Origin of the sequence: Nocardioides agariphilus (genome assembly GCF_015352445.1) — a bacterium.
In the GTDB taxonomy this organism is placed as follows: Bacteria; Actinomycetota; Actinomycetes; order Propionibacteriales; family Nocardioidaceae; genus Nocardioides; species Nocardioides agariphilus.
Window position 1 is genome coordinate 121,982 of the sequence record NZ_JADKPO010000013.1, and the last position, 12,938, is coordinate 134,919.

The 12,938-nt window shown below is 68.3% G+C and carries 11 protein-coding genes; 6 read left to right on the plus strand and 5 right to left on the minus strand.

Features of this window, described 5'->3' with window-relative positions; all coding sequences use genetic code 11:
- Window positions 1-14 precede the first annotated feature (14 nt).
- A complete protein-coding gene (locus ISU10_RS11600; RefSeq protein WP_194696561.1) occupies window positions 15-1,046 on the plus strand; it encodes a TRM11 family SAM-dependent methyltransferase in 1,032 nt (343 codons plus the stop codon).
- A 9-nt stretch (window positions 1,047-1,055) separates the two neighbouring features.
- Window positions 1,056-1,694 (plus strand): DUF1707 SHOCT-like domain-containing protein, encoded by a 639-nt coding sequence (locus tag ISU10_RS11605; protein ID WP_228500549.1) that lies wholly within the window; start codon window positions 1,056-1,058, stop codon window positions 1,692-1,694.
- Here the strand turns inward: ISU10_RS11605 and ISU10_RS11610 are convergent.
- The 4 genes from ISU10_RS11610 to ISU10_RS11625 all read right to left on the minus strand — a co-directional run bounded on the left by ISU10_RS11610 (window position 1,688) and on the right by ISU10_RS11625 (window position 7,198).
- A complete protein-coding gene (locus tag ISU10_RS11610) occupies window positions 1,688-3,793 on the minus strand; it encodes an alpha-galactosidase (RefSeq protein WP_194696562.1) in 2,106 nt (701 codons plus the stop codon). The two genes, ISU10_RS11605 and ISU10_RS11610, sit on opposite strands and share 7 nt — an antisense overlap.
- 67 nt (window positions 3,794-3,860) lie before the next feature.
- The gene (locus tag ISU10_RS11615; protein WP_194696563.1) at window positions 3,861-4,784 is read right to left on the minus strand and encodes a carbohydrate ABC transporter permease; all 924 of its coding nucleotides are present in this window, start codon (window positions 4,782-4,784) and stop codon (window positions 3,861-3,863) included.
- Window positions 4,781-5,764: a carbohydrate ABC transporter permease gene (locus tag ISU10_RS11620; RefSeq protein ID WP_194696564.1), complete on the minus strand. Its 984-nt coding sequence runs from the start codon at window positions 5,762-5,764 to the stop codon at window positions 4,781-4,783. Before ISU10_RS11620 ends, ISU10_RS11615 begins: the two co-directional genes overlap by 4 nt.
- 141 nt (window positions 5,765-5,905) lie before the next feature.
- Window positions 5,906-7,198: an ABC transporter substrate-binding protein gene (locus ISU10_RS11625; protein ID WP_194696565.1), complete on the minus strand. Its 1,293-nt coding sequence runs from the start codon at window positions 7,196-7,198 to the stop codon at window positions 5,906-5,908.
- 262 nt (window positions 7,199-7,460) lie between these two features.
- Between ISU10_RS11625 and ISU10_RS11630 the strand changes: the two genes are divergently transcribed.
- Together ISU10_RS11630 and ISU10_RS11635 are read left to right on the plus strand one after the other, a co-directional pair.
- On the plus strand, window positions 7,461-8,492 hold the full coding sequence (locus ISU10_RS11630) for a LacI family DNA-binding transcriptional regulator (protein ID WP_194696566.1): 1,032 nt from the start codon (window positions 7,461-7,463) through the stop codon (window positions 8,490-8,492).
- Between the two features lie 78 nt (window positions 8,493-8,570).
- Window positions 8,571-9,662 carry an ABC transporter ATP-binding protein gene (locus ISU10_RS11635; protein ID WP_194696567.1) on the plus strand — a complete coding sequence of 364 codons (1,092 nt, stop codon included), beginning with the start codon at window positions 8,571-8,573 and terminating at the stop codon, window positions 9,660-9,662.
- Between the two features lie 84 nt (window positions 9,663-9,746).
- On the opposite strand, the gene ISU10_RS11640 is transcribed toward ISU10_RS11635, so the two are convergent.
- Window positions 9,747-10,649 (minus strand): alpha/beta fold hydrolase, encoded by a 903-nt coding sequence (locus ISU10_RS11640; RefSeq protein WP_194696568.1) that lies wholly within the window; start codon window positions 10,647-10,649, stop codon window positions 9,747-9,749.
- A 47-nt stretch (window positions 10,650-10,696) separates the two neighbouring features.
- On the opposite strand from ISU10_RS11640, the gene ISU10_RS11645 reads away from it, so the two are divergent.
- Both ISU10_RS11645 and ISU10_RS11650 read left to right on the plus strand, forming a co-directional pair.
- Window positions 10,697-11,506 carry an esterase/lipase family protein gene (locus ISU10_RS11645; protein WP_194696569.1) on the plus strand — a complete coding sequence of 270 codons (810 nt, stop codon included), beginning with the start codon at window positions 10,697-10,699 and terminating at the stop codon, window positions 11,504-11,506.
- A 1,036-nt stretch (window positions 11,507-12,542) separates the two neighbouring features.
- A partial coding sequence (locus ISU10_RS11650) for a transposase (RefSeq protein WP_194696570.1) occupies window positions 12,543-12,938 on the plus strand: 396 nt, incomplete at its 3' end.

The following is a 12,938-nucleotide window of genomic DNA, read 5'->3' on the forward strand; positions in this document are numbered from 1 at the left end:
CCAGACTGTCGTTCGTGCGGTCCTACGCCCTGCTCGTGCACCCGTCGGCCAACCGTGTCTACGCCGACGCCTCGGTGTCACTGACCGTCGCCGAGCTGGGTGTGCTGGCGAGTACGCGGCTGGAGGGGCGGCTCGGGGAGGCGTCGCCGACGAGGATCGCCGGCGTTCCCTACCTCGCGTTCGACGGTGATCTCACGGCCGCCGACCTCATCCTCATCGGCGACGTCTCGACCGCCATGGCCCTGTTCGAGAGGGGCGGCGAGATGCTCAGACCGGTGGAGCTCTCACGTCGCGACCGATTCGACGACGACCTGCTGACGATCCTGAAGTACCCCGGCAAGACCAACGAGGTGTTCACCAAGCTGCTCCTCAACGTCACTGTCTGGAGCGGGCGGGAGCGCGAGGCTCCGCTGCGGATCCTCGACCCGATGTGCGGGCGCGGCACCACCCTCAACCAGGTGCTGATGAACGGCTGGCACGCCGCCGGCGTCGATGTCGACGACCGCGACTTCGACACCTACGCCGCGTTCCTCCGCAAGTGGCTGAAGGACAAGCGCCTCAAGCACTCCGTGGAGATCAACCCGCTGCGCCGTGAGGGCGCCAGGCTCGGCCGCCGCTTCCACGCCGAGGTCGGTGCGACGAAGGAGGAGTGGAAGGCGGGGCGGGCGCTCAACGTCGACGTGGCCAACACCGACACCGTGCACACCCGTGCCGTGCACCAGGCGGCGAGCTTCGACGCTGTCGTCACGGACGCGCCGTACGGCGTCCAGCACGGCAGCCGGTCCGGCGGCCGGCTGGCCCGCAGCCCGCTCGACCTGCTGCGCGAGGCGGTGCCCGTATGGGCAGAGGTGCTCCGACCAGGCGGTGCGATGGGGATCGCCTGGAACGTGCGGGTCGCTGCGCGCGACGAAGCCCTCGGCATCCTGGCCGGCGCCGGTCTCGAGCCGCTCGACGCCGGCCCATACCGGGCGCTCGAGCACCGCGTCGATCACGCGATCCAGCGGGACGTGCTCGTCGCCCGGAAGCCCCGGCCGACACCGGTCTAACCTTTCCCCATGTCCATGGACCGCGGTGACATCAACTGGGATCCGGCTCAGCTGCGGGTCTCCGACGACGACCGTCACAAGGTGGCCGAGATCCTGCGCGAGGCCGCAGGCGAGGGACGTATCGACCTCGACGAGCTCGACGAGCGCCTCGAGGCGACCTACTCCGCCAAGACCTACGCCGACCTGGTGCCCATCACCGTCGACCTGCCGGCCCACGAGCCGACCTCGCTCCCCGTGCCCAAACGGGAGGTGCTGCCCGCCTCCACGACCCACAACTCCTCGATCGCGGTGATGGGGGAGTGCAAGCGCCAGGGTGCCTGGCTGGTGCCGGCGAGCCACACGGCCTTCGCACTGATGGGCAGCGTCACCCTCGACCTGCGCGGTGCGACGTTCGCCGAGCGCGACATCACCATCACGGCCAACGCGGTGATGGCAGAGGTGAAGGTGATCATCGACGCCGGCACCAACGTCGTGGTGAGCGGCGTGCCGATCATGGGGGAGTTCCACCAGGCCAAGGACAAGGTGGCCCCTGCGCTCAGCCCCGACTCACCTGTCGTCCGCGTGAAGGGGATGGCCCTGATGGGCAGCGTCTCCGTGCAGCGGCTGCCACCGCCAGGCACACCGAAGAAGATCCTCGGGACCTACTGACGCGCGACCCGCACCAGCGTCACGGTCTCCGGACGCATCCGGGGCATCCAGAAGCCCCGCGACGCCAGCACCCCGCCACCCACCGGCAGGCCCTCGGTCGGCCCACCTGCGAAGGGCCGCACCGACATGCTGGTCTCCTTCTGCGAGAGCGGGCCCTCCCAGGACAGGGAGTACAGCGCGTCGCGTGAGAGTCCGGGCACGCGCACCTGGACCCCGCGGTTGTGCGCCGACTCGTCGAGCTGGACGTGCGCGATCAGGGCCTCGTCCTCGCCGACGACGCCGTGCAGGAGGACCGCCGGATCGCTGGACTCAGGACGAACGACTCGACCCGAGTGGAGCAACGGGCGGAACCGCTTGAACCGGTCGATCCACTGCGCCAGCGACTCGAGGTCGGCGTCGCTCGCGTCGGTGAGGTCCCACTCGATGCCGAACGCCCCGAACAGCGCGGTGGCCGCCCGGAAGTCGAGGGACAGCGTGCGGTGGGTGGTGTGGGAGGTGGGCGCGGAGATGTGGGCGCCGGCGTACTCGGGCGCGACGAGCTGCGTCGTCCAGCGCTGGATCTGCTGGCGTGCGACGGCATCGGTCATGTCGGAGGTCCACACGCGCTGCACCCGCTCGAGCACTCCGAGGTCGATGCGGCCACCGCCCGACGCGCACGACTCCCACGCGACGTCGGGGTGGGCGGCGCGCAGCCGGTCGAGCAGCTCGTAGAACGCCAGGGTCTGGGCATGTACGGCGGGTGCTCCCTCGCGTGCCCCGGACCCTGCCTCGAGCAGGTCGCGGTTGTGGTCCCACTTCACGTAGTCGATGGCGTGGGCGGACAGGACGGAGTGCACCCGGTCGAAGAGATGGTCGAGGACCTCGGGGCGGGTCAGGTCGAGCACCTGCTGGTGGCGGTGCTCGAGCGGGACCCGGTCACCCGCCGACAGGATCCACTCGGGGTGCTCGCGGTAGAGATCGGAGTCGGGGTTGACCATCTCGGGCTCGAACCACAGCCCGAACTCCATGCCCAGCGATCTCACGTGCTCGATCAGCGGATCCAGCCCCTCGGGCCACACCTTCTCGTCGACGACCCAGTCGCCCAGACCGGCGGTGTCGTCGCGACGGTCGTGGAACCACCCGTCGTCCAGCACGAACCGCTCGACGCCCACGCGTGCTGCCCGATCGGCGATCTGCGCGAGCCGGTCGAGGTCGTGGTCGAAGAACACGGCCTCCCAGACGTTCAGCACGACGGGCTGCACGGTCGGGTGCGCGGGCAGCGATCGCAGGTAGCCGTGCCATCGGGCGGCCAGGCCGTCGAGACCGTCGTCGGCCGCCACGAAGTACACCCAAGGAGAGGCGTACGACGCGCCCGGCGGCAGCACGACCTCTCCGGGCAGCAGGTGCTCCCCGCCGCCGATGGTGGCGCCGCTGGCGGCGGTGCGCTCGACGCGTAGGACGGAGTTGCCGCTCCAGCCGACGTGCACGCCGACGACGTGGCCGGTGGTGGTCGAGAAGCCGGGCGTGCCCGCCACCACCATCGTGGCGGCATCGAGCCCAGGACGCCCGCCGAAGCCCTCGCGGAGCCAGAGCCCGTCCTCGACCGGGTGGCGTTGCGGGCTGCGCTCGCGCTCGTGACGGCCGGTGAAGTCGAGCAGCTCCACGTGGTCATCGGCCAGGGGCATCACGATCTCCAGGCCCTGCACGACATAGTCGCCCTCGGGCGCCGAGTTCGTCACCGTCGCCCGACCGCGCAGCCCGCCGCCGGCCACCGCCTCGAGCTCGTAGACCAGCGCCAGGCCGGCAGCGTCATCGACAGCCCGGACCACCAGTCGGTCATCGGCAACCTCGTGGGAGGTGGCCCGGAACCAGGTGCTCCAGCCCCCGCCCCCCGTGCGGTGGCCTCGTAGGTGCGGTCGCGTGAACCGGCCTCGACCGTGCTCGCCGAGCAGCGGCAGGCCCGGCCCGTTGGCCACGGCCACAAACCCGTCGTCCTCCACCTCGGTGGTCGAGCTCGTCGAGACCACGCCGAGCCACGAGATCACTGGCAAGGCGTCCTCGACCTCGGTCAAGGTCAAGGCGGTGCGCGAAGGCCCGTCGTGGACGCGCGGGAACAACATGGTGATCCTCCGGTGATGCACGACGCCCGGGCAGTGACCTGCCCGGGCGTCGTACGGTCGATGCTGCTCAGCCCTTGACGGCGCCCGCCGTCAGACCACGGATGAAGAAGCGCTGCAGAGCCAGGAACACGGCCACTGGCACCAGCATCGTGATGAAGGCGCCGGCCGTCGTGAGCTCCCAGCCCTGGCCCAGCTGCTGCTTGAGGTGGGTCAGGCCGATGGTCACCGGCTCGTTCTCACCCGGACCGATGAACAGCAGCGCGACCAGCAGGTCGTTCCACACCCAGAGGAACTGGAAGATCGCGAACGAGGCCAGCGCAGGCACCGACATCGGCAGGATCAGCTTGAAGAACGTCTGGTAGTGGCTGGCCCCGTCGATCTTGGCGGACTCGATCACTGTCTTGGGCAGCGTTGCCATGTAGTTGCGCAGGATGTAGATCGCCAGCGACATGCCGAAGCCGATGTGAGCCAGCCACACCGCCGCGAAGGTGCCGTTGAGGTTGAGGTCGCGGTAGACCTTCAGCAACGGCACGAACGCCACGTAGTTGGGCACGACCAGCAGGCTGACGATCGTGAGGAACAGGAAGTCGCGACCCCAGAACTCCATGAAGGTGAACGCGTAGGCCGCGAACGCCGCCACCAGGATCGGGATGAACGTCGCAGGCAGGGCGATCGCCAGGCTGTTGATCAAGGCGTTGCCCATGTTGGAGCCGTCGATGGCGTTGCTGTAGTTGTCGAGTGTCAGGTTCCCGAGCATCGACGGCTTGGTGAAGACCTGCCACCAGCCTGTGCTGTTGGCGTCGTCGAGGGGACGGAAGGACGTCACGAACGTGCCGAAGATCGGCACGATCCACAGCAGGCACAAGATGACCAGGACCAGCTTGGTCGCCCAGCCGGCCTTGCCCGGGTTGCCTTCGCCGTGACCGGCTGCCTTCTTGCGCTCGGCGGCGGTCGGCGTGGCCGCAGCGGCGGTGGTTGCCGTGGTGGTCATGCGTTTGCCTCCTCGGCCTTGAAGTGCCGCACCTGGTACCACATGATCGGGACCACGGCGACCATCAGCATCACCACGATGGCGGCAGCGGCGCCACTGTTGAAGTTGGTGGCGAACTGGTTGAAGAACTCGTTGCCGAGCACGTTGGTGTTGAAGTTGCCGTTGGTCATCACGTAGACGATGTCGAAGATCTTCATCACGCCGATGGTCACCGTGATGAACACCGTGATGATGGTGCCCTTGATCTGGGGTACGACGACGCGGAAGAAGATCTGCCGCTCGCTGGCCCCGTCGATGCGGGCTGCCTCGAGGGTGTCGACCGGCACGCCCTTGACGGCGGCGGACAGGAGCACCATCGAGAAGCCGATCTGCGACCAGAGCAGGACCACCATCAGCAGCAGGCTGTTGAGGTGGAACTGGCTCTGCTGGAGCCACGCGACCGGATCCTTGCCGAACACGCCGAGCAGGGCGTTCTGGAGACCGATCTGCTCCTGGCCGGCAGGCGCTGCGTAGTAGACGAAGCGCCAGATGGTGGCGGCGCCGACCATGCTGATGGCCATCGGCAAGAAGATGATCGTCTTGGCGAGCTTCTCGCCCGTGGGCTGGAGCCGGTCGGCGAGCGTGGCGACCACCAGTCCGAGCACCACCGTCACGGCTGGGACGATCAGGATCCACAGCAGCGTGTTGAACAGGGTGTCCCGGAACGCGGGCGAGCTCAGCAGTTCGGTGTAGTTCTCGGTGCCGACCCACTCCCGGGAGAACCGGTCCTTGAAGCTGTTGATGACCGTGAGGACGGCCGGGTAGATGAGGTAGAGAGTGATCGCCAAGAAGGCCGGCAGGATGTAGAGGTACGGCTTGATCCGGGCTTCCCAACGCTCGGGCATGAGCTCGGCGATCTTGTTCAACAGGTAGTACACCGCCAGCGCCCCACCGATACCGATGAGGACGGTGACGAGCGCGGTAAGTGCTTTGCCTAGCATCCGCGAACCTTTCTGACAGGGAAAGACTGAGTCGCTTGGGCTGCTTCTGGGTCCAACAAAGCACCGCCGGGGACGCGGGCGCTAGACCCGCGCCCCCGGCGGTTGGTTGCTACTGGTGGTTCAGTGCCTCGGTCAGTTCGGTCAGCTCGGCCAGCTGGCGTCGATGTTCTTCAGCGCCGTGTCGAGGTCCTCCTGGCCGCTGATCCACGCGGTCATGTCCTTCCAGAAGGTGCCGGCACCAACCTCGCCGGGCATCTGGTCGGAACCGTCGAACAGGAAGCCCGTCGACTCGGAGGCGACCTTGGCGTAGCTGCGCGACGTCTCGTCCGCGTAGTTCGCGGGGTCGAAGTCGCTGTGCGGCGAGATGAACGAGCTGCTGCCCGCTGCGTCGTTGCCGATGTCGGTCGCGGCCAGCGCGGCCATGACCTTCTTGGCGTTGTCGGAGTCGTTGAGCAGCGTGGCCATGTCGCCACCACCGATGACCGGGTTGTCGCCACCAGCCGTGGCGGGCGGGAAGCCCATCACGCCGACGTTGGCGTCGAGGTCGCTCTTGATCTCGTCGGGGAAGAACCCGGTGATGAACGAGCCCTGGTTGTACATCCAGCAGCCCGGCTTCGCGTCGAACATCGGGTTGCCCGCGGTGCCGAAGTTGGTGCTGGCGATCGCCTCACGCCCACCGAGCACGTTGCCGTCGGTGAACATCAGCTGCTCGAACTCCGCTGCCGCCTGCTTGACGATGTCGGAGTCGAACTTGGTGTCGCCGGCGACCCACGAGTTGTACTCGTCGACGCCGCCGTACTTGGCGACCAGGGTCTCGAACCAGTCCGTGGCCGGCCAGCCGGTCGCGGTGTCGGACTCGATGCCCATGCACCACGGCGTCTCGCCGTCGGCCTTGATGGTCTCGGTCAGCTGGTTCAGCTCGTCGATGGAGGCGACCTCGGTCGGCCAGCCCTTGGCCTCCCACGCCTTCTTCGGGTAGAAGATCAGGCCCTTGACGTTGGCCGAGACGAGCAGGCCGTAGAGCTTGCCGTCGACCGTGCCGGCGTCGAGCGTGCCGGGGATCATGCTGTCCTGGTCGGCCTGGGGCACGACGTCGTCGAGCGGCTTGATCGCGTCGAGACTGACCATGTCCTTGACCACACCCGGCTGGGGAATGAAGGCGATGTCGGGGGTGTCGCCAGCCTGGATCTTGGTCATGATCAGCTGGTTGATGTTCTCGACCTTCTTCCAGTCGATCTTGATGTCGCTGCCGACCTTTGCCTCGAGGGCCTTCAGCAGGCCGTCTTGGACGGGCTGGTCGATGCTGCTCCAGATGGTGACGGTGTTGCCGTTGTCGCTGCCGCCACTGTCACCACCACATGCGGTGAGGCTCAACGAAGCGGCGAGGGCCGCGACGCCGAGCAGTGATGTGCTCTTCTTGACGGGGATTCGCATCCTGGGAGTTCTCCTCGTGAATCGCGTTGCGGCGCCTTCCCGAGCTGGTCGGTTGCCACGGGCGCCTCGTTGGGACTGCCGATCCGACCCCGCATGTGATAGACCTCACTGCTGAAACGAATCAGCAGGATCATTGCGGCGACCCCTCCGGGTGTCAAGCAACGATCCAGAAACAAGGCGGACGTCGGCCGTTCACTTTCGACAGCGAATTGGCTCGATCCAATCGGGCCCGTCGGCGTCAGACCAAGGGGAGGAGACGGTCGTGTCCAGGTCGAGCAAGCCCACGCTGAGCGATGTGGCTGCTCGCGCGGGCGTGGCCGCCACGACCGCGTCCTACATCCTCAACGGACGCACGCTGGAGATGCGGATCTCCAGCGACACCGAGGCCCGGGTCAACCAGGCGGCCCTCGAGCTGGGCTACCGACCCAACCGCACCGCCCAGAGTCTGCGCACCGCATCGACGCGCATCATCGGCGTGGTCACCGACTACGTCGCCGGGGGCATGTTCTCCGCGCGCATCCTGGCCGGCGCCAACGCAGCGGCCAGGGCCCAGGACCACGTGCTGATGATCGGTGAGACCGACGGCGACCAGGGCGTGATGACCGACCTGGTGCACGAGTTCGTCGACCGCCAGGTCGACGGGCTGCTGTTCGTGACGCGTACGACGTCGTCGATCAAGCTGCCCAAGGGTCTGGAGGGCACTCGGGTGGTGACGGTGAACTGCGTCGACCGCTCGACGAAGTACCCCAGCGTCCTGCCTGACGACCACGGTGGCGGTCGCCGTGCCGCGGAGGCGATCTTGTCCATCGGGGTGCGTGACGACATCGTCGTGGTGGGCCAGAGCCCGACGTCGGAGGCGCTGGCCTCCGCGCGGATCGCTGGGCTCGAAGAGGGGCTTCGCGACGCGGGGGCCCAGATCGCCGCGAGGCTCGATTGTCCGTGGAACCTCGACGACGCCTACGACGCGCTGGCCGGGTGGCTCGAGGCGGGCGGGCGACCGAAGGTCGTGGTCTGCCTCAACGACCGGATCGCGTGGGGTGTCTACCACGCGCTGGCCGACATCCCCCTGGCCGTGCCGGGCGAGGTCTCGGTGATCTCCTTCGACGGCAGCGAGCTCGGGCGGTGGATGCGGCCGACACTGGCCTCGGTCGCGCTGCCGTTCTTCGAGATGGGCGAGGAGGCCGTGCGCATCCTGCTCGACCCCCAGGCCGACGAGCCGGTCGTGATGGAGATGCCGTTGCTCGGCGGCGACTCCCTGAGGTCCGTAGCCCGAGCCGGGTCGGTCGCGCCTTGACAGACGCCCTAGCGTGACTCGCGTCACTTCACGACGGATCGTCCGGCACGTACCTGCCGGTGAAGGGAGCAGTTCAGCATGGCCACAGTGACCTTTGACAATGCTCAGCGCTGGTATCCGGGGAACCCCGAGCCAACCGTCCCGGGGCTCGACCTCGAGATCGGCGACGGAGAGTTCATGGTCCTCGTCGGACCCTCCGGGTGCGGCAAGTCCACCTCCTTGCGGATGCTCGCAGGACTCGAGGAGATCAACGGCGGCCGGATCCTGATCGGGGACCGCGACGTGACCCACGTCGCCCCGAAGGACCGCGACATCGCGATGGTGTTCCAGAACTACGCGCTGTACCCGCACATGACGGTCGCCGACAACATGGCGTTCGCCCTCAAGATGGCCAAGGTGCCGCAGGAGGAGCGCGACAAGCGCGTCGCCGAGGCCGCCAAGATCCTCGGGCTCACCGAGTTCCTCGCCCGCAAGCCCAAGGCGCTGTCCGGTGGTCAGCGCCAGCGCGTCGCCATGGGGCGCGCGATCGTCCGCAGCCCGCAGGTGTTCTGCATGGACGAGCCGCTGTCCAACCTCGACGCCAAGATGCGCGTGCAGACGCGCACCGACATCGCCAAGCTGCAGTCCGACCTGGGTGTCACCACGGTCTACGTGACCCACGACCAGGTCGAGGCCATGACGATGGGCGACCGCGTCGCGGTGATGAAGCTCGGCGTCCTCCAGCAGGTCGACACCCCGCTGAACCTCTACGACAAGCCGGTCAACCTGTTCGTCGCCGGCTTCATCGGCTCTCCGCAGATGAACCTGATCCAGGCCAAGGCCGGCAAGGACGGCCAGGCCCAGATCGGCGGCTACACGGTGCCGGTCGACCCTGCCGCTGCCAAGCAGCTGGGTGCCGGACACGCCAACATCACCGTGGGCGTCCGCCCCGAGGCCTGGCGCCTGGTCGGTGACGGCGAAGGTCTGCCCGTCGACGTCACGGTCGTCGAGGAGCTCGGCGCCGACGGCTTCGTCTATGGCAACTGCGATGTCGAGGGCACGCCGTCCAACGTGATCGTCCGCGTCAGTGGCCGGGACCACGTCACCAAGGGTCAGCGCATCTACGTCACCACCGACCCCAAGAGCGTGCACGTCTTCGACACCGACACCGGCGAGCGCCTGTCTGACTGACGCCGAGTCGGCGCAGATCGCCCCTCCAGCCGGGCGATCTGCGCCGACTCGCGTGTACGGCGGGGGCGATCTGCGCCGACTCGGCTAGGCCCGGTCTGCTGTTCGACGGATGGCCTCGGCGAAGGTCTCGAACAGCGGGCGCGGCAGGTCGTGGCCCATGCCGTCGATGAGCAGCAGCTCGGCTCCCGGGATCGCGGCGGCGGTGGCGCGCCCGCCCGAGGGGTGGACCAACTTGTCGGCTGTGCCGTGGATGACGAGTGTCGGCGTCCTCAGGGCGTGCAGCTGACGGGTCCGGTTGGGTTGTGTCACGACCGCCAGCATCTGTCGCAGGACCCCGCTGCTGGACCAGCCACGGTCGAAGGTGACCTCCGCCTTGGCCACGACGTCGGCCGGGTCGCTGGGGTAGAGCGGTGAGCCGATCAACTCCCAGATGGCGGCGCTGCCCGTGACGTAGGCCGCCCGCCCGCGGCCGCGCCTGGCGAGCAGGACCGGCATCAGGCGCGGGTGCTGCCAGCCGACCGACCTGCGGCCCGTCGTCGACATGACGCTGGTCAGCGACCGGACGCGGGTCGGGTGCTCGATGGCCACCGTCTGCGCGATCATGCCTCCCATCGAGACGCCGACCAGGTGGGCCGAGCCGATGCCCAGGTGGTCGAGCAGGCCGACCGCGTCGGCGGCCATGTCGCTGATCGAGTACGGCACCCTCACGGCGCGCCCGGCGAACGCCCGCACCAGCATCGACCGGGTGACCCGACCGCCCACCTTCGTCGATCGCCCGGTGTCGCGGTTGTCGTAGCGGATCACGAAGAAGCCGCGGTCCGCGAGCAGCTGGCACAGCTCCGGGTCCCACCAGGTCATCGGACCCCCGAGTCCCATCACCAGGAGCAGCGGATCGCCGTCGGGATCGCCGTATGTCTGGTAGCACAGCTCGACGCCGGGTGCGCCGGGAGCGAACAGCTCGGCGGAGACGACGGTCACGATGACCATCCAAGCATTCGAGGTATCAGACGTTACTTCTAGGTAACCTGAAAGGTGTGACGGCGATCGGCCCAGCACCGAGCGAGGGGCCACTGGCCCCGTGGCTGACCCCGGAGGGCTTCGCGGCTCCCGGAGTCAGTGCGATGCTGCGCGAGGCCAGTGCGCTTACCGAGGCCGGCCGCTACGCCGTCGGTGCGCTCGGTGGGCTCGCCCGCAGGCGGTCCGCGTACGCCGGGCTCGGCTCGGTGCGCCACGCCGAACCCGTGATCCTCGTACCCGGCTTCCTCGCCGGTGACGGCACCTTGCGGCCGATGGCACGGGTGCTGCGCGAGCACGGTCACCGGACCTACCGCTCCTCCATCCAGGTCAATGCCGGCTGCACGCTCAACGCGGCGGCGCAGCTGGAGACTCGCCTCGAGTCGATCGCGCTGCGTCGCGGCAGCCGGGTGCACGTCGTCGGGCACAGCCTCGGCGGGATGCTGGCGCGCGGGCTGGCCGTACGCCGGCCCGACCTGGTCGCGAGCATCGTCACGCTCGGCAGCCCGATGCTCGCTCCCGGCGCTCACCACTGGACCCTGACCAAGAGCGTGGAGATGCTCGTCCGGCTCAGCCGGGCCGGCTGGCCGGGGCTGATGTCGGAGGACTGCGTGGCAGGCGAGTGCGCCCGGCAGAGCTTCGAGGAGAGCCGTCAGGCGGTGCCCGAGGGCGTCGGGTTCACCGCGATCTTCTCCAAGCGCGACGGCATCGTCGACTGGCGTGCCTGCGTCGATCCGCTCGCCGTACCCGTCGAGGTCACGGCCTCCCACTCCGGCCTGGCCTTCGACCCCCGGGTGATCCGGGAGGTGCTGGCCGCCCTCGCTGGTTGAGGAGGTTGCGCGCAGCAACCGTCTCGAAACCCGGTGAGCAGACTGCTGACGCGTCACGGGGTTTCGAGACAGGCGCCTTCCTCGACCTGCGAAGCTCGGGCCGCGAGGTGCTGAGCGCCCTCGCTGGTTGAGGAGGTTGCGCAGCAACCGTCTCGAAACCCGGTGAGCAGACTGCTGACGCGTCACGGGGTTTCGAGACAGGCGCGCCTTCCTCGACCTGCGAAGCTCGGGCCGCGCGGCGCTGAGCGCCCTCGCTGGTTGAGGAGGTTGCGCAGCAACCGTCTCGAAACCCGGTGAGCAGACTGCTGACGCGTCACGGGGTTTCGAGACAGGCGCGCCTTCCTCGACCTGTGAAGCTCGGGCCGCGAGGTGCTGAGCGCCCTCGCTGGTTGAGGAGGTTGCGCAGCAACCGTCTCGAAACCCGGTGAGCAGACTGCTGACGCGTCACGGGGTTTCGAGACAGGCGCGCCTTCCTCGACCTGTGAAGCTCGGGCCGCGCGGTGCTGGCCGCCCTCGCTGGTTGAGGAGGTTGCGCAGCAACCGTCTCGAAACCCGGTGAGCAGACTGCTGACGCGTCACGGGGTCTCGAGACAGGCGCGCCTTCCTCGACCTGTGAAGCTCGGGCCGCGCGGTGCTGGCCGCCCTCGCTGGTTGAGGAGGTTGCGCAGCAACCGTCTCGAAACCCGGTGAGCAGACTGCTGACGCGTCACGGGGTTTCCAGACAGGCGCGCCTTCCTCGACCTGCGAAGCTCGGGCCGCGCGGCGCTGGCCGCCCTCGCTGGTTGAGGAGGTTGCGCAGCAACCGTCTCGAAACCCGGTGAGCAGACTGCTGACGCGTCACGGGGTTTCCAGACAGGCGCGCCTTCCTCGACCTGCGAAGCTCGGGCCGCGCGGCGCTGAGCGCCCTCGCTGGTTAGTTGAGTCCAGGGACGTGGTGTACGACGGGCCCGACCTGAGCGTGGCGTCCTGACACAGCGACGGCCACCGCGTGATCCTTCAGAAGACCTTGCGAAGTCCGACTGAAGGAGTCACCACGATGACCGTCGACCCCAACTCTATTGACGTGCCCGCGTTCATGGCCGACCACCTGCAGCGCGCCGAGCCCGACCTGCTGCGCAGCATGCTGTCCACGTTCGTGCAGGCGTTGATGTCGGCTGAGGCCGACGCAATCTGCGGCGCCGGCTATGGCGAGCGCAGCCCGGAGCGGACCAACTCCCGTAACGGTTACCGGACCCGCGACTTCGACACCCGAACCGGGACGATGGCCGTGGCGATCCCCAAACTGCGTGAGGGTTCCTACTTTCCCGACTGGCTGCTCGAACGGCGTCGAGGGGCCGAGCGGGCGCTGACCACGGTGGTCGCCACCTGCTACCTGCTCGGTGTCTCCACCCGGCGGATGGAAAAGCTCGTCGAGACCCTCGGCATCACCCGG

What these genes read in the sequence shown, in the direction of transcription:
- ISU10_RS11605 (WP_228500549.1), top strand. Translation starts at nt 1,056, where the DNA reads ATGTCCATGGACCGCGGTGACATCAACTGGGATCCGGCTCAGCTGCGG.
- ISU10_RS11615 (WP_194696563.1), bottom strand. Translation starts at nt 4,784, where the DNA reads ATGACCACCACGGCAACCACCGCCGCTGCGGCCACGCCGACCGCCGCC.
- ISU10_RS11620 (WP_194696564.1), bottom strand. Translation starts at nt 5,764, where the DNA reads ATGCTAGGCAAAGCACTTACCGCGCTCGTCACCGTCCTCATCGGTATC.
- ISU10_RS11610 (WP_194696562.1), bottom strand. Translation starts at nt 3,793, where the DNA reads ATGTTGTTCCCGCGCGTCCACGACGGGCCTTCGCGCACCGCCTTGACC.
- ISU10_RS11625 (WP_194696565.1), bottom strand. Translation starts at nt 7,198, where the DNA reads ATGCGAATCCCCGTCAAGAAGAGCACATCACTGCTCGGCGTCGCGGCC.
- ISU10_RS11635 (WP_194696567.1), top strand. Translation starts at nt 8,571, where the DNA reads ATGGCCACAGTGACCTTTGACAATGCTCAGCGCTGGTATCCGGGGAAC.
- ISU10_RS11640 (WP_194696568.1), bottom strand. Translation starts at nt 10,649, where the DNA reads ATGGTCATCGTGACCGTCGTCTCCGCCGAGCTGTTCGCTCCCGGCGCA.